This window comes from Cryobacterium sp. GrIS_2_6 (assembly GCF_035984545.1).
Classification (GTDB): domain Bacteria; phylum Actinomycetota; class Actinomycetes; order Actinomycetales; family Microbacteriaceae; genus Cryobacterium.
On record NZ_JAXCHP010000001.1, the window covers coordinates 962,994 to 979,928 of the forward strand.

General features: G+C 63.4%; 21 protein-coding genes and 1 pseudogene. 8 read left to right on the forward strand and 14 right to left on the reverse strand.

The window, feature by feature from the left end; all coding sequences use genetic code 11:
- Positions 1-110: 110 nt before the first annotated feature.
- The 3 genes from RCH22_RS04975 to RCH22_RS04985 all read left to right on the forward strand — a co-directional run bounded on the left by RCH22_RS04975 (position 111) and on the right by RCH22_RS04985 (position 3,094).
- Entirely contained in the window at positions 111-587 is a 477-nt protein-coding gene (locus tag RCH22_RS04975; RefSeq protein ID WP_327013004.1) for a DUF6278 family protein, read from the forward strand.
- 508 nt (positions 588-1,095) lie between these two features.
- Positions 1,096-1,638, forward strand: coding sequence for a GNAT family protein (locus tag RCH22_RS04980; RefSeq protein ID WP_327013005.1), 543 nt, complete (start codon positions 1,096-1,098; stop codon positions 1,636-1,638).
- Positions 1,639-2,509: 871 nt separating this feature from the next.
- The gene (locus tag RCH22_RS04985; protein WP_327015456.1) at positions 2,510-3,094 is read left to right on the forward strand and encodes a recombinase family protein; all 585 of its coding nucleotides are present in this window, start codon (positions 2,510-2,512) and stop codon (positions 3,092-3,094) included.
- Between the two features lie 65 nt (positions 3,095-3,159).
- On the opposite strand, the gene RCH22_RS04990 is transcribed toward RCH22_RS04985, so the two are convergent.
- The gene (locus RCH22_RS04990; RefSeq protein WP_327013006.1) at positions 3,160-3,696 is read right to left on the reverse strand and encodes a GNAT family N-acetyltransferase; all 537 of its coding nucleotides are present in this window, start codon (positions 3,694-3,696) and stop codon (positions 3,160-3,162) included.
- Positions 3,697-3,707: 11 nt separating this feature from the next.
- Positions 3,708-4,316, reverse strand: coding sequence for a class I SAM-dependent methyltransferase (locus tag RCH22_RS04995; protein ID WP_327013007.1), 609 nt, complete (start codon positions 4,314-4,316; stop codon positions 3,708-3,710).
- Positions 4,317-4,455: 139 nt separating this feature from the next.
- Here RCH22_RS04995 and RCH22_RS05000 point away from each other — a divergent pair, with 139 nt between their 5' ends.
- The gene (locus RCH22_RS05000) at positions 4,456-4,797 is read left to right on the forward strand and encodes a hypothetical protein (RefSeq protein ID WP_327013008.1); all 342 of its coding nucleotides are present in this window, start codon (positions 4,456-4,458) and stop codon (positions 4,795-4,797) included.
- A 476-nt stretch (positions 4,798-5,273) separates the two neighbouring features.
- Here the strand turns inward: RCH22_RS05000 and katG are convergent, their stop codons facing one another.
- A complete protein-coding gene (katG, locus tag RCH22_RS05005; protein WP_327013009.1) occupies positions 5,274-7,586 on the reverse strand; it encodes a catalase/peroxidase HPI in 2,313 nt (770 codons plus the stop codon).
- 325 nt (positions 7,587-7,911) lie between these two features.
- Here katG and RCH22_RS05010 point away from each other — a divergent pair, with 325 nt between their 5' ends.
- Entirely contained in the window at positions 7,912-8,145 is a 234-nt protein-coding gene (locus RCH22_RS05010) for a hypothetical protein (protein WP_327013010.1), read from the forward strand.
- A gap of 70 nt (positions 8,146-8,215) precedes the next feature.
- On the opposite strand, the gene RCH22_RS05015 is transcribed toward RCH22_RS05010, so the two are convergent.
- The 3 genes from RCH22_RS05015 to RCH22_RS05025 all read right to left on the reverse strand — a co-directional run bounded on the left by RCH22_RS05015 (position 8,216) and on the right by RCH22_RS05025 (position 9,514).
- Positions 8,216-8,395: a hypothetical protein gene (locus tag RCH22_RS05015; RefSeq protein ID WP_327013011.1), complete on the reverse strand. Its 180-nt coding sequence runs from the start codon at positions 8,393-8,395 to the stop codon at positions 8,216-8,218.
- 97 nt (positions 8,396-8,492) lie between these two features.
- Positions 8,493-8,915, reverse strand: a complete 423-nt coding sequence (locus tag RCH22_RS05020; RefSeq protein WP_327013012.1) for a YkvA family protein — start codon at positions 8,913-8,915, stop codon at positions 8,493-8,495.
- Positions 8,912-9,514, reverse strand: a complete 603-nt coding sequence (locus RCH22_RS05025; protein ID WP_327013013.1) for a cation transporter — start codon at positions 9,512-9,514, stop codon at positions 8,912-8,914. The genes RCH22_RS05020 and RCH22_RS05025 overlap by 4 nt, the downstream gene beginning before the upstream one ends.
- 512 nt (positions 9,515-10,026) lie before the next feature.
- Between RCH22_RS05025 and RCH22_RS05030 the strand changes: the two genes are divergently transcribed.
- Together RCH22_RS05030 and RCH22_RS05035 are read left to right on the forward strand one after the other, a co-directional pair.
- Positions 10,027-10,578, forward strand: a complete 552-nt coding sequence (locus tag RCH22_RS05030; RefSeq protein WP_327013014.1) for a DUF6578 domain-containing protein — start codon at positions 10,027-10,029, stop codon at positions 10,576-10,578.
- Between the two features lie 58 nt (positions 10,579-10,636).
- On the forward strand, positions 10,637-10,822 hold the full coding sequence (locus RCH22_RS05035) for a hypothetical protein (RefSeq protein ID WP_327013015.1): 186 nt from the start codon (positions 10,637-10,639) through the stop codon (positions 10,820-10,822).
- Between the two features lie 85 nt (positions 10,823-10,907).
- On the opposite strand, the gene RCH22_RS05040 is transcribed toward RCH22_RS05035, so the two are convergent.
- The 4 genes and pseudogenes from RCH22_RS05040 to RCH22_RS05055 form a co-directional block, all read right to left on the reverse strand.
- Positions 10,908-11,294 (reverse strand): hypothetical protein, encoded by a 387-nt coding sequence (locus RCH22_RS05040; protein ID WP_327013016.1) that lies wholly within the window; start codon positions 11,292-11,294, stop codon positions 10,908-10,910.
- A gap of 249 nt (positions 11,295-11,543) precedes the next feature.
- Positions 11,544-12,123: pseudogene (locus tag RCH22_RS05045) on the reverse strand (hypothetical protein).
- A 115-nt stretch (positions 12,124-12,238) separates the two neighbouring features.
- The gene (locus RCH22_RS05050) at positions 12,239-12,499 is read right to left on the reverse strand and encodes a hypothetical protein (RefSeq protein ID WP_327013017.1); all 261 of its coding nucleotides are present in this window, start codon (positions 12,497-12,499) and stop codon (positions 12,239-12,241) included.
- Between the two features lie 78 nt (positions 12,500-12,577).
- Positions 12,578-12,703 carry a hypothetical protein gene (locus RCH22_RS05055; protein WP_327013018.1) on the reverse strand — a complete coding sequence of 42 codons (126 nt, stop codon included), beginning with the start codon at positions 12,701-12,703 and terminating at the stop codon, positions 12,578-12,580.
- A 50-nt stretch (positions 12,704-12,753) separates the two neighbouring features.
- Between RCH22_RS05055 and nadE the strand changes: the two genes are divergently transcribed.
- Complete coding sequence (gene nadE, locus RCH22_RS05060; RefSeq protein ID WP_327013019.1) at positions 12,754-13,575, forward strand: ammonia-dependent NAD(+) synthetase; 822 nt, start codon at positions 12,754-12,756, stop codon at positions 13,573-13,575.
- 96 nt (positions 13,576-13,671) lie between these two features.
- On the opposite strand, the gene RCH22_RS05065 is transcribed toward nadE, so the two are convergent.
- The 4 genes from RCH22_RS05065 to RCH22_RS05080 form a co-directional block, all read right to left on the reverse strand.
- The gene (locus RCH22_RS05065) at positions 13,672-14,385 is read right to left on the reverse strand and encodes a hypothetical protein (protein WP_134447817.1); all 714 of its coding nucleotides are present in this window, start codon (positions 14,383-14,385) and stop codon (positions 13,672-13,674) included.
- Between the two features lie 92 nt (positions 14,386-14,477).
- On the reverse strand, positions 14,478-14,735 hold the full coding sequence (locus RCH22_RS05070) for a hypothetical protein (protein ID WP_327013020.1): 258 nt from the start codon (positions 14,733-14,735) through the stop codon (positions 14,478-14,480).
- Between the two features lie 124 nt (positions 14,736-14,859).
- The gene (locus RCH22_RS05075; RefSeq protein WP_327013021.1) at positions 14,860-15,813 is read right to left on the reverse strand and encodes a DMT family transporter; all 954 of its coding nucleotides are present in this window, start codon (positions 15,811-15,813) and stop codon (positions 14,860-14,862) included.
- Positions 15,814-16,824: an aldo/keto reductase gene (locus tag RCH22_RS05080; RefSeq protein ID WP_327013022.1), complete on the reverse strand. Its 1,011-nt coding sequence runs from the start codon at positions 16,822-16,824 to the stop codon at positions 15,814-15,816.
- Positions 16,825-16,935 lie beyond the last annotated feature (111 nt).

The following is a 16,935-nucleotide window of genomic DNA, read 5'->3' on the forward strand; positions in this document are numbered from 1 at the left end:
CCGGGCATACCAACGCTGCGTCACAAGGGAACCCGTAGCGGGACGACGTCCGCCCCTGGGCGGGTAACAGCCCCGGTGATGCCGCGGACTACACGAGGTAGGGTGCTGCCATGGAACCCGGAGCACCAGCATCGAAGGAACCGCTCCAGCGGCTTCCCATCGGGATGAATCGCAAACACGCTCAGTTCTCAACGGATGAGCCGCCTGTCGTTGACCGTTCGATCAGGAATGTCGGCGGCTACGAAACTCTGGCCGCTGTCATGGCTGTTGCCGGTGTGCGCCTTAGTGAAGACGTCGAAGGGTTGAAGGCCGTGGAGCGATTCATAGACAGGTACGCCGAGTCGATCCGAGGCCTCGACCGCGAAATTGGGCTGTTCTATGGCCACGTCCTGACACACACCATTGTCGGCTCCCACTGGGTTGTCATTGACGAGCATCATCCAGAGGTGCGAGTGGGAGAGGGCATCAGCGTGGACGTGTTCGCTGTCGCACAGCGCCGACTGGAGTTCGGTTTTCCAAGCTTGGTCGAGAATCTGGCACACGCTGAACAACTCGTCGCCGGAGGCGACTCACAGCCGAGCATCTAGCTCGTTCGCAAGCCGAACGGCTTGAGCGCCCCTAATCAGGTCTGTCGATTCTCGCGATGCTTGATCCGGGCAGCTCGCCGCAGATCGGCCCAACACACGGCAACGACTGTGACAGCGATCACGCAAAATACAACCTTCAATATTGGATCTGCGACGAATAGGAGGCTGTACAGGAAGTACAGGACGCCGAGAATGAGCAGGGACCACAGCACCCATTCCGGATATGGAGTTATTCGTTTCATTGGGAGACGTGCCCTTCTGGACTGTGGAGGCGCAACAGGTTAGCGACCCCTTCTCATTCTTAGAACGCCGATACGGAGCAACGTGACTAGGCAGCCTGCAATCTTCGTTCTAATGCGTCGCAACGTACGCCAGTCGCAGCGGCTCCGCATGTGTGCTGACTCAGGTGGAGTGGCCCGTAAGCCAGACCTTGTGCGGGCGATGATGCCCAGGTGGCGCAGCTCGGAGGAATGGTCATCGGGAAGGTGGTGACGGCTAGCATCGAACGATGTCCTTTTCCGTTGAGCTTTCCGATGATGTCACTCTTCGACTGCTGACCGAGCGAGACATTGGACCAGTTCTCGATGCGTATAAACGAAACCGCGAACATCTTGCTCCATGGGAGCCGGCACGTGCGGAGTCTTTCTTCACCACGGTCGATCAAACTCGGATCTTGACGGGCCAGCTTAAAGAGTTGGAAGCCGGAGCCGGCTATCCGCTTGTCTTCGTGAACGGTTCCACTGTCATCGGCCGAATGACTCTCTCCGGAATCGTTCGCGGACCCTTCCAGAGCGCGAGCATCGGTTACTGGGTCGACAAAGACCACACCGGACAGGGCCTCGCCTCTGCGGCCCTGCGAAACCTCGTTAAGCACTGCCATGAGGATCTCGGTCTGCACCGCATCGAAGCAGGCACGCTGCTGCACAACTTCGGATCCCAGAAGGTCTTGCGCAAAGTTGGATTCGAGCCCATCGGCATTGCCGAGAAGTACCTAAAAATTGCCGGCACATGGCAGGACCACTTGCTCTTCCAACGCATCCTGAGTCAGTAGGACACCCAGTATCTCTGGAAACACCAGCGACCAACCCTCACCGCTATGAGAACGGCACCCCTCGTCAAGATCGACGGGGCTGCTTGAGACACAGCCTCAACCCATCAAAACTTGGGGCTGCAGGCCGATCCGATCCGGTTAGCTTCGGACATTAGTCTTGTGCCTCAGGGCATGCGGCGCCTGGTCATTCCGAGTGGAAGCTCGCGCGGCAACCGAAAACCATGGCGGTCTCAACCGGTCAACCGCATCACCGGCTCGTTCACTCGAGCTCGGCGTTTGACTGGGAGCAGTGGACGCTCGCCGTTGCACTTCGCGATCGTCCTCCGAAACACGGTTGAAGGACTTGATGGCCGTCCGCTAGGCGGGCCGCGTAATATTCGCTCCATGAGAACACCGGACCGGACAAAGATCATTGGTGCAATCTGCGGCCTCATCGTGTGCGCGATCGGGGTGGGGTGGTTACTCGTCCAAGGCCCCCGGCCGTTCGGCACGATACTTACGATGGCGGGCGCAATCTTCGCCGCATCCCTGCTTGTCAGTTTGTGGATCTACAGGCCTGGGAAATGAGACCTAAGCGCCGCCGTCACTAACTAGGTTCCGCGCACGTTTCTCGTCCTCGGGGTGTTCGTGTGCGCTTGGTGCACCTTTGAGATGGCGCTGAGTATCTGGGAGTTGACAACCGGTGATGCGCACGGAACGGGCCACTTCACTATCCGCGGCGGCTAGACGCACCGACTTCACTCGGCATCCTTGGTGTGCGTCTGAGCACTATCTGGGGCACCACGCCGGCTGCTCCACCTCCTGGCCGCAGGAGGGACGGCTATCGACGCGGTTCTTGAGCAATTCGGGCGCAGCGATCAATCTGCCCTTCATGAATGAATTAGTGATTGGCTACGCACGCGTATCCACAAACGAACAAGACCTGACCGCTCAGCAGAACGCCCTTGAACGGCTCGGAGTCAGGCCAGCTCTGATCTACACAGATCACGGCCTGACCGGCACCAACCGTGCTCGCCCCGGCCTTCGAGAGGCTCTCGCCGCGTGCCGCGGCGGTGACACGCTAGTCGTTGCCAAGCTCGACCGGCTGGCGCGTTCCCTTCGAGACGCCAAAGACATCATCGACGAGCTCACCGCCAAGGATGTGAAACTCGGCATCGGAGGATCTGTTCACGATCCCAACGATCCTGTCGGGCGGCTCCTCTTCAATGTGCTCGCAATGGTTGCCGAGTTCGAGTCAGATCTCATCCGAGCCCGAACCCGTGAAGGCATGCAGGTAGCGAAAGCGAAAGGGCGACTGCGCGGAAAACCGCCCAAGCTCTCAAACGCACAGCAACGGCACCTGATGGAAATTCACGATGCTGGAACGCACTCCACCGCAGAAATCGCCGAACTCTTCAACGTCGCCCGCTCGACGATTTACCGAACCATCCAACGACAATTGGCACCAAAACGCTGAACGCAGCTATCGACGTTCCCGCTGCACCGAGACCAAGTCCTGCAACGGGAATGCCTTGCGTGCGATTATTCGTGAACGTCAGCTTCGGCTGTTCCGAGTTTGCTCACGGGTCGGATCATCGCCAGGCGCGGCCAGGCTTCCAGCCCTCGCGCCGCTTCTGTCTCCATTCGAGCGCCCATAGCCGAGCCCCAGTCACGTGGCAAGAAAACACGGAAGCCGAGGCGCTCATAGTATGGCGCGTTCCACGAAACGTCTCGGAATGTGGTCAGCGTCACAGCGGGGAGTCCGCGTTCACGTGCCCAAGAGTCAGCCACGACAATCAGTTGCGTTCCGATTCCCCGACGTGCATGCACCGGGTGGACCGTGACCTGCTCAATATGGGCAGCTCCGTCCACCTGCTCCAGGAGCAAGTAGGCGACGATTACACCGTCGACGAGCCACACAAACGCTCCATGGTCCGTGACGAAGCGCTGGAAATCCTGCCTGCTGATCGGTTGATCATCGGCGACTATCGCCATGTTGATGTTGCGGAACGACTCTCCGGCGGCTCGCTCGATCTCGGTGATCCGGAAGTGGTCCTCGAGACTGGAAAGACGTCGCACCTTTCGATCCCTCAGCGGGAATCGCACCGTCGGGCGACGATAATTGCCACCGGGCGCTGGCCGGCGGTCTTCCGGACGTGCGATTCGACCACGTCGAAACCGGTCGCGTTCAACTCGGCGCCGAGGACATCCACGGGCCACCGGTACGCCGACGTGACGGCGTGAGCGAACTCCTCGACAGTCTGGCCTTCGAAGAATCCGACAAGAAGCGTGCCGCCGGGTTCGAGCGCGCGACTGAACTCGTGGAGAGGAATCCGTACGGTCTCTGGCTCGTAGTGAATGAGGGAGTACCAGGAGAGGATCCCGCCAATTGAACCCGTGTCGGCGTCGAGCGAGTCGAAACTGCCGAGCGTGTAGCCCACGCCGGGAAAGGTGTTCGTGGCGTAGGTGACGAACTCGGGCACCACATCGACTCCGCGAGCAGCATGGCCCTGCTCAGTGAGGAAGTTGGTCCAATGGCCTGGACCACAGCCAGCGTCGATGATTTCCCCGTCGACATCGCTGGCCCACTGGGAAACGAGTTGGAGATCGGATGGGTGCACGGCAGCCATCGACCCCAAGACCTCGGTGTACTCCCTTGCTCGCCGTGAGTACGCCGCGGTGCTGACCATATTGACCATCCGGTCGAGTCTAGGCAGGGTCGAGCCGGGTGCCCGTAAGAGGGGAACGGCAGCGCGAGAGAGCTGGGGAACTTCCACCCGAGGGTTGAGCAGGCCGAAGTCGAGTCCGAAGGGAACAGCGACTGCTACTGTCAGCCTCATGCCAGAGGCCAACCGCGACTACCAGACCCCACCCTTGTTGAAAGTGATGCTCACAGCGGCGATCGTGGTCTCCGCGATTTCGCTGGCTGTAGCCATCGTGATCGCCGTCTTCGTTGACGTGCAGAGCGACTACCTCGATGCACGGTCTGAACAAACCGGGGGCTTCGACCCAAGCGTCTTTCCACCATGGAACGGAGCGCTGTGGCTGATTGGAAACATGTTCCCCGTCCTTATTGCGATCTTGCTCGTGATGCTGATCGTCGCGCGCATTATCGCCGGAACACGACATGACCGCCGTGGCAGCACCCTCAACGAAAACATCATCGTGTCCAGCCCGTAACACCACGGGTCCCACTGCTTGCAAACGGGACCTCGAGCGACACGGATTTGGGCCCAGTCGCAGAGTCAGGGCCGGCCCCGCTCCTCGTTTTACAAGGGAACCTCTACCGGTCACGCGCATTCCTCAGCGGGACGTGACCCCGGAAGGCTCAGGCTTACGAGCCGCCACAGAGAACATCAGCGGCACCCTCTCGCGACCCGAGGCCAAAGCAAATCCGGCCGGCGTCTCTACGAGTGGGGGCAACGGCTTCCAGGGCATAGCGGCCCGTCCACCCTCGCAGGCAGTCCAGGTGCGAGTGTGGTCGACCACGTGGTGCCCGCGGAAATTCCTTGGCCGTCCCCAGCCTGATCAATCCGTGCGACGTTCGGCTCGCGGCCCCAAGCGTCGTTCGGTCAAGGCATTGACGGCTGGGAGGCTCAGCGCGTGACCGCGCCGTGCCTCCACGCCGTCAGGTCGCCGGGACGCGACCTCCGGGGTCAGGCGGCCATTGCCCCGTAACGCTTGTGGCCATTGACGTCGTAGCGGTCGAGCATCATGATCTTCGACCAGACGCGGATGAATTCGCGGACGAACCGTTCTTGCCCGTCGCTGCCCGCGTAGGCGTCGGCGATCGACCGCAGTTGCGCGTTCGAGCCGAATACCAGGTCATTCCGGGAGGCCCTCCAGCGAGCCTCGCCGGTCGCCTGAACCCGACCAGTGAAGGTCATCGCGGTCTCGTCGTCCTTCGTCCAGATGAGGTCGGTGTCGGTCAGATTCACGAGGAAGTCGGTCGTCAGGGCTCCGACGTGATCCGTGAGCACACCCACGTCGGACCCGTCCCAGTTGCTGCCGAGCACGCGGAGCCCGGCGTGCAGGACGGTCCACTCCGGTGCGGTGAGAGTGAACAGGTTAGCCTTGTCGAGGAATACCGCCTCGGGCGCGACGCCCGGAGCAAACTCTTCGAAGCGCTCGGACACGAAGTTGCGGAACCCGTCCGCAATGGGTCGCAGCCACTCGAACATCTCGATGTCGGTCAACTCCTGCGTCGTGTCGACACGGCCTGGCGTAAACGGCACGCTGGCGTCAGATCCTGCCGCCCGTGCCGCCTGCTCCACGGCGGCGCTGCCGGCGAGGACGATGAGGTCGGCGAGAGACACCTTCCGTCCGCCCGACGTCGCCGTGAAAGCCGCCTGCACGTTCCGCAGCGCGTCGATGACTGGGACGGTGCGTCGGTTGACCGCCCAGTCTTTCTGCGGCGACAATGCCAGGCGGGCACCGTTCGCCCCTCCGCGCTTGTCGCTGTCGCGGTAGGTCGAGGCGGCGGAGAACGCCGTGTAGACGAGGTCGGACACGGACAGCCCGGTCGCGAGGACGGCTTCCTTGAGCACTGCCACGTCGGCCTCGTCGAGTGAGGATCCTGCTGCGTCCGGGAGCGGGTCCTGCCAGAGCAGGTCGTCGGCGATGGTGACCTCCGGGCCGAGGTACCGGCGCTTCGGCCCCATGTCGCGGTGCGTGAGCTTGTACCAGGCCTTCGAGAACGCGAGGGTGAACAGATCGAAGTCGGCCAGGAAACGCTCGCATATGGCCCGATACTCCGGGTCGACCTTGAGTGCGATGTCCGAGGTCATCATCATGAGCGGGTTCATCTGACCGGGTACGTGGGCGTCCGGAGTCTTCGGCGCCTCCGGGTCAGTCGGTGTCCACTGCAGCGCGCCGGCCGGGCTTTTCGTCTGCTCGTAGTCGTACGCGAACAGGTTCTCGAGGTAGGTGTTGTCCCACTGTGTCGGGTTCGGAGTCCAGCTGCCCTCGATGCCGTTGGTCGAAGTGTGCTCGGCACTGCCGGTACCCACCGGGTTGTGCCAACCGAGCCCCATCGACTCGATCGGGGCTTTCTCGGGTGACGGTCCGATGTCGGATGCGGGTACCTGGCCGTGGCTCTTACCGAACGCGTGGCCACCGGCGATCAATGCCACCGTTTCCTCGTCGTTCATCGCCATCCGCGTGAACGTGATGCGAATGTCGCGTGCTGAGCCCAGCGGGTCGCCGTTCGAATAGGGCCCCTCAGGGTTGACGTAAATGAGCGCCTGGTGCGACGCGGCCAAAGGGCTCTGCAGGTCGTAGTCCGCGTCGCCGTTCTGACCATGCCAGCGTTCGTCGCGGCTCACCATCTCGTCAGGGCTCGCGACCGCGTGCGGGTTCCAGACCTCCGGGCCCCACCAGGTGCCGTCGTCCGGTTCCCACGCATCGAGTCGTCCACCACCGAAGCCGTACGTCGGCAGGCCCATCAACTCGAGGGAGCAGTTGCCGGTCAAGACCATCAGGTCGGCCCACGACAGAGCGTTGCCGTACTGGTGCTTGATCGGCTGTAGGAGTCGTCGTGATTTGTCGGTGTTGCCGTTGTCCCACCAGCTTCCGATTGGTGCGAACCGCTGCATCGCGGTGCCCGCTCCGCCACGGCCGTCGGCAATTCGGTACGTGCCGGCGGCATGCCACGCCATTCGGATCATCTGTGGACCGTAGTTGCCGTAGTCCGCCGGCCACCAGTCGACCGATGTGGTGAGCAGTCGCTTGATGTCCGACTTGAGCGTCGTGAGGTCGATCGTGGCGAAAGCCGCCGCGTAGTCGAAGTCCGCGCCGAGCGGGTCGGCGTCTACGCCATTCCGGTGGAGAAGCTCAACCCGGAGACGCTGCGGATACCAACTGTCCAGGGTCGGCGACTGACCGAAGGTGCCACCGAGGTGGTCGCCACCTGCTGGCAGCGCACCGCTCATGTGGAAACTGCATGTGTTGGTCTGGTCGTCAGTGCCCATTGATACTCCCTGTGTGCTTTAGCTGGATGAGAAACGGTGTCGTCGGGGTCACAATTTAACGATCAGCCGCCGCATCGCAGCAGCGTCGATCTGTGGTGCAGCGATGCTTCGACGCTGCTGTGAGGCGGTGCGTCGCGGGCTGCCGACGTGACGGGAAGCCCGATAGAGAGATCGTATTCCCGCAAGGTGTGCGTGGCATGCGAAGAAAGTGACTGACTTCTAGACGGCGGTGGTGCGGTGGCCGAGCGCACGACGGCCAAACCAAATAAAGCCCTGCGCCGATTGCTGCGGTGCGGGCGGTGCGAAGCCCGCGAAGGCCGGGTACATGATGCTCGCGAAAGACCACCGATTAGCTGCGCGTCCGCTGGAGGCATATGCCATCTATGCCCACGACGCTAAGGTCGTGGCGTTCGCCCGCGGGGACCTGACGGCGGGAAAAATGGGCGACCTATGCATACAGTACGAGCAGAAAATTCACGGTCTTGCGCTCGCGCCCGGACCGTTCGTCTTCTCCATCTCTGCTCACGAAATCACGCGGAAGCGGCTGAACGCCCCCTGACAACGAACTGGCGCCAGCGCTTCACCCACACACCACAAGATCAAGCGATCGACCACCGTTGAAGGAACCCTCACTGACGGTCGCGTAAACCGCGGCCACCAGCGATCGCAAGCGGAATCGCTGCCGCGAAAGAGACCACTCCAACCATGCGGACAACCAGCTCTCCTGCAAACAAACCGAGAGCGATTCCCGAAAACCACAGCACGACCGCGACAGCAAGAAACAGCATGGATCGTTGGCGTTTGCTCACACAGCCGACACTAACGATTCACGGCGTCTTGTCCAGAGACGAACCATCACTGGGACGCCTGCTCGACGGGCTTCGGATCGTCCAGCGAACGCGAGCATTACGCCGAGGGTTTCAAGCCAGCCAGTCGGAGCACGGCTGAGAGCCCCTCGGTTGTTCCGGGCCAATGTCGCTTGACCGCATCGCTGCCCGCCCGACGAGTCGCGAATCGTAAAGCGATCGCGACAATGAGGGCGTCGTCGGCGTAACCGAGAACGGGTATGAAATCCGGAATTAGGTCGATCGGCGACAGGAGGTAGAGCAAAAGCACCGCGAGCCAGATTCGAACCCCGATCGACACGGTTCGATCGGCGGCGAGGCGTCTGAGTAGCCGGGCGACGTCGGGCGCGAGGCGCAGGAGATCACGAAGTGAAGCACCGCCAGGATGCCGGCGTTGCTCGATCCAGAGAACCAGAACAAGGGCTAGCCACAGCACCAGCAATCCGCCGAGCACGCTCAGAGCGACGTTCCACCAGGTCGTCATGAGCTGCCCTCGTGTGATCGAAAGATACTGAGGGCCTCGCGAGCCGCGCAGTAGACGATGACGTAACCCGCGAGCGGGTCGGCCCACCACCATCCGGGTGCCAGATCGAGCACCAAGCCGAGGAGCACCGCGACGGCGAGGAGACCGTCGATGAATGTCACCCGTCCTTCGGTAATCAGGACCGGGTTGCCCAGCGCACGACCCGTCGCACGTTTCCCTGCCGCGAGACTGAACATGACAACCGCTGTGACGGATGTCCAGACGATCCCCGCCACACTCGGCGCCGCCTGGTGCACGGTCAGCAGTGCGGCGCTGGACTGGATCAGCAAGTAGACCGCAAGCGCGATGAAGGCGACCCCGATCATCCGGAGCGCGCGGAGCCTTCGCGCCTCGCCCGTCCCTGAGAGCTCCCAGAGAACGACCGTGCTGGCGCCGATTTCGATCAGACTGTCGAGCCCGAAGCCGACCAGGGCCACCGAAGCCGCCGCGGTCGCGAGGAAGGCCAGCACGATGACGCCGATGAGGTTCCACCCCAGCGTGATCCATTCGAAAGCCTTCCCCCGTTCAACGAGCATCGCCGCGTGATCGATGGAGGTCATGTACTGATTCTCGCAGTCCGCGATCGGATTCGGCTGCTGACAAGACAGCCGCGGTTACGCTGCAGCCAAGCATCCCGGCCGTCAGAGAAATTGCCGTATCGGGGACGGACCTCCAGCGCAACAGATCCACCCCATAGCCAGGAGCGCCGATGCTATGTCAGAGGGGAACCTCTACCGGGCTGAGCTCTCAGGCTTCGACTCAGTGTTCTCGTCTGCTGGACTCACGCGCGGGCCACGTGACGACCAGGAGGGCTGCGATGGGACCCAGGAAAAGTGTCAGAAGAAACCAAGTCCATGCGGATCGATTTCGCGTGCGCGCATAGCCTCAGGCGAGGATCGCCACGGTCAGTCATAGCGCCCCGACGGCAGATGTATCCCAAGTGATGCAGCCAAGCTAACACGGTGCCATTTCCATTCATCCAGCCGACCCGGTCTGCCGTCGCAGATGGCATCCCCTTACGCGTCGACTGAGTCGCAGGGGACTGCCCCGGGGTTGGTCTAGCGTTGGCACTATGACGCGCGTGTGGCTGACGAAATGGGAATGGGCGTGCTGCGGCGATGCATTTGCCATCGGCGATGAAGTGGACTTCGGTATCGAGACGCGAACGTCGCATGCTGCTCTTTCTGACGTTCTTGGACCGGAACTCATCGCCACGGTGGACGCGATGGAGTCGCACCATGAGGAAGAATTCACCGATCGTGTGCGGGGCAGGGTCGTCGCGGTGCACGAGGTGACGCAGGACGTCATCGAGCGTCGGTCGCTACGTCGGTCTGGCCACGGCGCGCCGCCCGAGTCGATCATGCCAGCGGACGGCGACGAGTGGCCGATGGTCGGCCGCGGTTTCGGCAATGGTGTGTTCGTAGGAACTACGCCCTCTCGATACATGATCGAGATCGAGCCAGTTACGAATACAGCGATGTTGACCTCGGCTCAGGGACTTCGGCTGCGCATCGACGATGAAGCCGAACAGCTTTTTTGCGTCGGAGAGTTCGCTGTTCCACCGCCCGAGCAACGCCGACGCTCGCTGGAGGGCTGGCTCGTTGACGTCCAAGCGCACGCGTAAGGTGTCCGCTCGTGGAACGGTCTATGGGGCTATCCCTTTGGCTGCGTAGATTGAGCCGATGACCAGGATCACGCGGAATGTCCTCGTCATGATTGCCACGCTGTTCGGGCTGTCATTCCTAGTGCTTGGCATCGCAATACTCCTCGATGGCCGAAGCGGAGTGTGGGGGGCCATTTACATCCCATTGGGGATCGTGTGGCTTGCCGGCGCGACGGTGATTTTTCGACGAACGCCAAAGCTCTGAACATACTTCGTAACCCAAAACGGAACCTTGAGCAGGGCCGCCGCAAGGTCATCGAGGACGAGCGATGCAGCTGTAGGCGGTGCCGTTATCTGCCGTGACTCCACGAAAGGAAACGTTGCTTTCGTGAGCGTCGTTTGCGTGCCAGGGCTTCGGCGCTCAGCAGGGGCCGCCACCCAAAGTGCTCTTGTTCAAGTCTCTCCTCTTCGACTCCGAGGGGCACCCACTCGAATTCCCATTCACGGGCCAGTTCTTCGAGGTAACTGCCGTCGTCAATGTAGTGGCCCCCCGGGGCGTCTGGTTTGGGAGAAGGGTCAATCACCATGACCCACCAGTCGTCCTTGTGTTCCGGATAGATATAGGCGTAGCGACCGGCCCACGGACCCGCTTGGATCCTGGCTATGCGTCCTTGCTCACCCCAGAATTCTTCCCCAAGCCACATGCTCAGACCGTACAGCGCCAGCCATTTGGACATGCCAACCACCCCGGCCACCGCCGGACATTTGCCGACGCGCGCAATGGACGCTGATCTGCCGAGCGGCTTTCCTCGCCTTCAACAATCCGGGGTGTCGCGTTTGCCCTGCCCGATATGAAGCCCGATGAACGGGGGTCAAATGCGTCACTGATGGATGCAAGTTCATGAGCAACGAGAGCGCGACTGGACCGTGCGTGTTCGCGCGGTACAGCCTGGTGGTGGGCAAGAGCTGATCCTGCCCATCGCGGCTCATGGCGAGTCGGCGCGAGCGTACAACCCGACCTCGGCCTCGCGGCGCCTCGTGACATCGTCGATGACGAACTGCACGAAGTCTTCTTCAGGGTCGCTGATCACGATGTCCTCGACGGCGTCCGTATGTGTTTCGCCTGGCCAAGCGGTTTGGTGGGTCGGTCGGTCGCGCTCGAGTCGTGTGCCCGATACGGCGACCCAGTCGTGGAGGCGTTGGCGGGCGTCGGCGAAGTCGCGGTGCCAGCCGAATGGGGCGGAGTCGTGTTGGTCGGGGTCGTAGGCGCAGAGCCAGTGCACGTGTAGTGCGGAGAGTTCCCAGACGAGTTCGGTGGGGCGGTGCCAGAAGGGTGGTACGACGGATGCTGGGAGTCCGTAGGTGCGTCGGAGCCAGTGCACCCACTTGTTGAGTTCGATCCATTCGACCTCGGCTTCCTCGGCGGTGTAGCAGGTTCCAGTTGATTGGATGCGGCGGCTCAGCTGTGAGTGGATCGAGATCGTCGAATGAGTTCTCGTCGAATACGTTCTCGTGGAAGGGGGTGTCGTGATCGTCGGGTTCCCACCCGGTCAGGGGTTCGGTCATCGCGGCTTCATCTTCCCAGCGCGGCCGCACCGCTGCGAGCGGGCCCGGCCAATTGTGCGGTGACCTTTTGCGCGCCAGGTGCATCTCGCTCGGCGGCCGTGACTGAGCGGTGGGTTCAGTCGACGCGATAGTCGGTGCGGACCAGGTCGTGGCCGATCTTCTTCGCGACGAACTCCTCGCGGTCGATCAGCTCTCCGTCGCGCTCAACCTGAAAGGTGCAGACGTAGCCCTCGGCGACGAAACTGTCGCCTTTCGCGAATCGGGTGAGCGCGCGGTGGGCAGTGGCGCGGTCGGCGACGCGGTCGTGGAAGCTCGGCTCGAGCACGGTGAAGTCGCCGTTGCCCTCGCGGCGGAAGTGCGGTTGGCCGATGCGCACTCAATCCGCTTGTCGTTGTTCGATTCCAACCGGGGGCTCACCGGCGTACGGCCGGACATCCGCTTCGGTCTTCAGGAATTAGGCCGTCGCACGGAAATCATCCGTCGCGACGCCGACCTCGCTGATGCAGAGCAGGTCCTCCGTGAGGTCGAGCAGGGTCGTCCCGGTGCGTATCTCAATCGTGGTGGGTCTCGTGGAAGACAAAGCACGTGTGCGCCGGGCGGCCGCCCCGGCCGTTTTGATAGATTCGATGCATGGGAGAACTTCAGGCGCGCATCATCGCCGAACTGCATGTGTCACCGACAATTGATCCGGCTATCGAGATTCGACGACGGGTGGACTTTCTCAAGGAGTACCTGGTGGGTTCGGGTGCGAAAGGGCTGATCCTTGGCGTCAGCGGTGGGCAGGACTCCTCCCTCGCCGGGCGACTCGCCCAGCTCGCAATCGAGGAGCTCGACGACGCCGGACAGGAATTTGAGTTCGTCGCCGTACGGTTGCCGTATGCCGTGCAGCACGATGACGCCGATGGCGAACTCGCGCTCGACTTCATCCAGCCGCACACCGCGCTCACCTTCAACGTGCAGCGCGCGGTCGACGGGATCGCGGCCGAATATGAGGACAGCACCGGTGAGTCACTGCCCGACTTCGACAAGGGCAACACCAAGGCCAGGGAGCGGATGGTCGCCCAGTACGCCATCGCCGGGGCGCGCGGACTCCTCGTGATCGGTACCGATCATGCCGCAGAGGCCGTCACGGGGTTCTTCACCAAGTACGGCGATGGCGGCGCCGACGTGCTGCCGCTCACCGGCCTGACCAAGCGCCAGGGCAAGGCGCTCCTCATCGAACTCGGGGCGCCGAAGCACCTCTACCTCAAGGCGCCGACGGCCGACCTGCTCGACGGTAATCCCGGCCAGACCGATGAGGACAACCTCGGCCTGCGCTACGAGCAGATCGACGACTACCTCGAGGGTCTCCCCGTCGACGAGGAGGTCGCTGCGGCGATCGAGGCACGGTTCCTGAACACGGAGCACAAGCGCCAGGTCCCGGCGTCCCTCTTTGACGAATGGTGGCGCTGAGCCGCCTGGCACGTGCCGGACGTCGTTGAGCACAAATCGCCCGGAGCACCGAATGCTCCGGGCGATCTGCGGTTCTGCCTGACTACGACTGCCTGACTACGGGTGGTTGATCGGTGCCGGACGTACCTCGAGGGCCTGTACATCGTCGAGGAGGCGCTGGGTCTCCGTCGACGGCGTGGACTGGCTCGCCGCGTGCACACTCGGCGTGGGCGTTGCGGGGACGGGCGCTGCCGGAAGGGCCTCGTTGAACTGGTCGTGGTGCTGCTGGGCGGCCCACGCATCCTGCTGGGCGAGGAGGCTGGATTCCGAGGTGGAGTTCTGCGTCTTCCACCGGTCGAGGTCGCTCTGGAACACCTTGCGGGTACGGCGGGGCTTGTCCTGCCACTCGATCAGTCGATCGCGGAATTCCAGCAGGGCGGGTTCGAGCTGGTAGCCGAAGGTAGCCGAGGTGCGCTTGAGCTCGTTGAGCTGGTGCGAGGCCCAGTTGGCCGCGACGCCGGCGCCGGGAATCGGAAGCAGGCGAACCTGGATGTCGGCCTGGCCGACGGCACGGTCCGCCATGACCTGTTCCTGCGGAGTGAGCGAATTCCAGACGGATGCCTCAGTCGCGGCATCGATGAGGGCGCCGATGGCCGCAGCCTTGAGTTCCCGGTCGTGCTGGACGAGGAGCTGCTTGATGGCGCCGCGCCCGATCAGGGCCGTGAGAACGCCGGCGATCAGGATCGCGACAATGAACACTACGGCTGTGTTCACCACGGTCTGGTTGCTGGCTGCCGTGAGCCAGGATACGAAACTATTCCACCACGTCATGTGCGGAACTTTATCCTGAGCGCGGCGGGTTGGGCGGCTTTGCCGGCGGCGTGCCTCAATGTGGTCGGATAACTCACTGTGGCCACGGCGGGCTATCGGAAGCAGTCCGCGGCATCCGCCAGCCGCCAGAAGGTGCCCAGATCAAGGGTGCGGGTGGCCGGGAGCAGCCGCCGGGCCGCGTATGACTCTCCGCGGTCGTCGAGCTTGCGTTCGATGTGGCCGAGGACGGCGCCCGAACGGCCGGTGACCCGCCAGAGACCGTCTTTCACAGGGACCAGGGCGAGGCCGCGAACGGACGCGACGTCGGGGTGAGGGGCTCGAAGCGGGGCCAGGAACGGGGTGTCGGTCATGGGATCCTCCGGTGCCGGGTGGCGGGGTCTCGGGTGGCTGGTGCTGTGCTCAGCACGCTACGGGGGACCCCCGACATTCGACCGGCTGCCCGGTCGGCACCGGGAAAACAGGACGTCAGGAGCGCTAGGGCAGCTGGATGGCGCCGGTGACTCCGGGACCGGCCAGGTCCAGGTCCACGGGCCGGTTGGCCCGCGCCGTCTGCGCCACCACGATTCCGGCGAGGACGAGCAGTGCGCCGAACGCCTGCACGCCGTCGAGTGTTTCCCCGAGCCAGAGGAATGCGAAGGCGAACGCGAAGATGACCTCAGACGCGGAAACGATGCCCGCCGCCGTCGCCGTCAGGCGGGCGAGGGCCATATACGAGAGCAGGTACGGGGCGAAGGAGCCGAGCACCCCGTTCCAGAGCAGGAGTGTCCAGAGCGGAGCTTCCACGGTTGAGAGGTTTCCGTGCAGGTGCACGGTTTCCGTGAGGAGTGCCGGGTCGATCTGCCCCCATCCGCTGAACAGCAGCCAGAAGGCGCTCGCGAACAGCATCGACCAGAACGCGACGGCGAGGGGCGAGGAGGTCGCGACCTGGCGCTCACCGACGAGGAAGTAGATCGCGAGGCAGATCGCCGCCGCGACGCCGGCGACGACCCCGAGCGTCGAGAGCGGGCTCGCCCAGATCTGCGCGACGATGGCCATGCCCACGAGGACGCCCCCGATCGCCCACCAGATTCGTGGTTTGACGCGTTCCTTGAACACGAAACGCGCCACGAGGGCGATCAGGAGCACCCCGGAGTACTCGAGCATGAGCGCGATCCCGACGGGGAGCAGACTGATCGCGACGGCGTAGAACCACTGGATGAGCGCGACCCCGGCGACGCCGAGCAGCGCCATCACGGCGAGCTGGCTCCTGTCGATGCGGAATGCCCGCCGGTTCGTCACGAGCAGGACGGCGCCCGCGAGCGCCATGATCACCGTGACCCTGACGAAGGTCAGCTGCGCGGGGGACAGCCCCGCCTCAACGATGACCTTCGTCGTCGAGCCGTTGAGCCCGAAGAGCAGGGATGCGAGGAGCGCGTACAGATACCCCAATCAGGAGTCCCGGCCGGTGCCGTGCACCGCGAGCGGCTCGATGCCGGTGATCTCGGCCTCGCTGAGAGCCGGCGCGTCGAGGGCCGCGACGGTCTGCTCGAGCTGGTGAACGCTGCTTGCCCCGACGAGCACGCTCGTCACCTGCGGCTGACGCAGGATCCAGGTCACCGCCAGCTGGGCGAGGGTCTGGCCCCGGCCGAGCGCGATCTCGTTGAGGGCCCTTGCCCGCTCAAAATAGGTGTCCGTCAGGGCGTTCTCCGAGAGGAAACGGCTCGTCGCCGCGCGAGAGCCTTCCGGGACACTCCCACCGAGGTAGCGGTCAGTGAGGAGACCCTGGGCGAGGGGGGAGAAGACGATGCTGCCGATGCCGAGCTCGTCGAGCACAGGGAAGAGGCCGTCCTCGATGTGCCGGTCGAACATGGAGTAACGCGGCTGGTGGATGAGGAGCGGGATCTTGTGCTCGGCGAGTGCTGCGGCAGCGGCCCTTGTCTCCTCCGGGGAGTAGTTGGACACGCCGACGTAGAGCGCCTTGCCCTGCTGGACGGCGGTCGCGAGGGCGCCCATCGTCTCCTCGATCGGGGTCTCCGGGTCTGGACGGTGCGAGTAGAAGATGTCCACGTAGTCGAGGCCGAGGCGCCCGAGGCTCTGGTCGAGGGACGACAGCAGGTACTTGCGCGAACCGAGGTCGCCGTACGGGCCCGCCCACATGTCGTACCCGGCCTTGCTTGACACGATGATCTCGTCGCGGTACGGCCTGAAGTCCTCCGCGAAGACCCGGCCGAAGTTGGTTTCGGCAGCCCCATACGGCGGGCCGTAGTTATTGGCGAGGTCGAAGTGCGTGACGCTGAGGTCGAAGGCCCTGCGGAGGATGGCCCGCTGAGTGTCGATGGGGCGTTCGTTCCCGAAGTTGTGCCAGAGGCCGAGCGAGAGGGCCGGGAGCTTGAGCCCGCTCCGTCCGGTCCGGCGATAGGTCATGCCCGAATAGCGGTTCTCAGCGGCGACAAAGCTCATGGGATCACTCTAGGGCCGCAGGGGAGGGGACCCTCCTCAACAGGCGTCCGTTCTGCGGTGTTCTCCCCGCAAACGGATGCCGCGGATCGTCCGTGTGCACTCGGCCGCACA

What these genes read in the sequence shown, in the direction of transcription:
- RCH22_RS05040 (WP_327013016.1), bottom strand. Translation starts at nt 11,294, where the DNA reads ATGTCCAAATGGCTGGCGCTGTACGGTCTGAGCATGTGGCTTGGGGAA.
- RCH22_RS05025 (WP_327013013.1), bottom strand. Translation starts at nt 9,514, where the DNA reads ATGACCTCCATCGATCACGCGGCGATGCTCGTTGAACGGGGGAAGGCT.
- RCH22_RS04975 (WP_327013004.1), top strand. Translation starts at nt 111, where the DNA reads ATGGAACCCGGAGCACCAGCATCGAAGGAACCGCTCCAGCGGCTTCCC.
- katG (WP_327013009.1), bottom strand. Translation starts at nt 7,586, where the DNA reads ATGGGCACTGACGACCAGACCAACACATGCAGTTTCCACATGAGCGGT.
- RCH22_RS05030 (WP_327013014.1), top strand. Translation starts at nt 10,027, where the DNA reads ATGACGCGCGTGTGGCTGACGAAATGGGAATGGGCGTGCTGCGGCGAT.
- RCH22_RS05070 (WP_327013020.1), bottom strand. Translation starts at nt 14,735, where the DNA reads ATGACCGACACCCCGTTCCTGGCCCCGCTTCGAGCCCCTCACCCCGAC.
- RCH22_RS05065 (WP_134447817.1), bottom strand. Translation starts at nt 14,385, where the DNA reads ATGACGTGGTGGAATAGTTTCGTATCCTGGCTCACGGCAGCCAGCAAC.
- RCH22_RS05020 (WP_327013012.1), bottom strand. Translation starts at nt 8,915, where the DNA reads ATGACGACCTGGTGGAACGTCGCTCTGAGCGTGCTCGGCGGATTGCTG.
- RCH22_RS05000 (WP_327013008.1), top strand. Translation starts at nt 4,456, where the DNA reads ATGCCAGAGGCCAACCGCGACTACCAGACCCCACCCTTGTTGAAAGTG.
- RCH22_RS05010 (WP_327013010.1), top strand. Translation starts at nt 7,912, where the DNA reads ATGATGCTCGCGAAAGACCACCGATTAGCTGCGCGTCCGCTGGAGGCA.
- RCH22_RS04995 (WP_327013007.1), bottom strand. Translation starts at nt 4,316, where the DNA reads ATGGTCAATATGGTCAGCACCGCGGCGTACTCACGGCGAGCAAGGGAG.
- RCH22_RS05035 (WP_327013015.1), top strand. Translation starts at nt 10,637, where the DNA reads ATGACCAGGATCACGCGGAATGTCCTCGTCATGATTGCCACGCTGTTC.
- RCH22_RS05080 (WP_327013022.1), bottom strand. Translation starts at nt 16,824, where the DNA reads ATGAGCTTTGTCGCCGCTGAGAACCGCTATTCGGGCATGACCTATCGC.
- RCH22_RS04980 (WP_327013005.1), top strand. Translation starts at nt 1,096, where the DNA reads ATGTCCTTTTCCGTTGAGCTTTCCGATGATGTCACTCTTCGACTGCTG.
- nadE (WP_327013019.1), top strand. Translation starts at nt 12,754, where the DNA reads ATGGGAGAACTTCAGGCGCGCATCATCGCCGAACTGCATGTGTCACCG.
- RCH22_RS04985 (WP_327015456.1), top strand. Translation starts at nt 2,510, where the DNA reads ATGAATGAATTAGTGATTGGCTACGCACGCGTATCCACAAACGAACAA.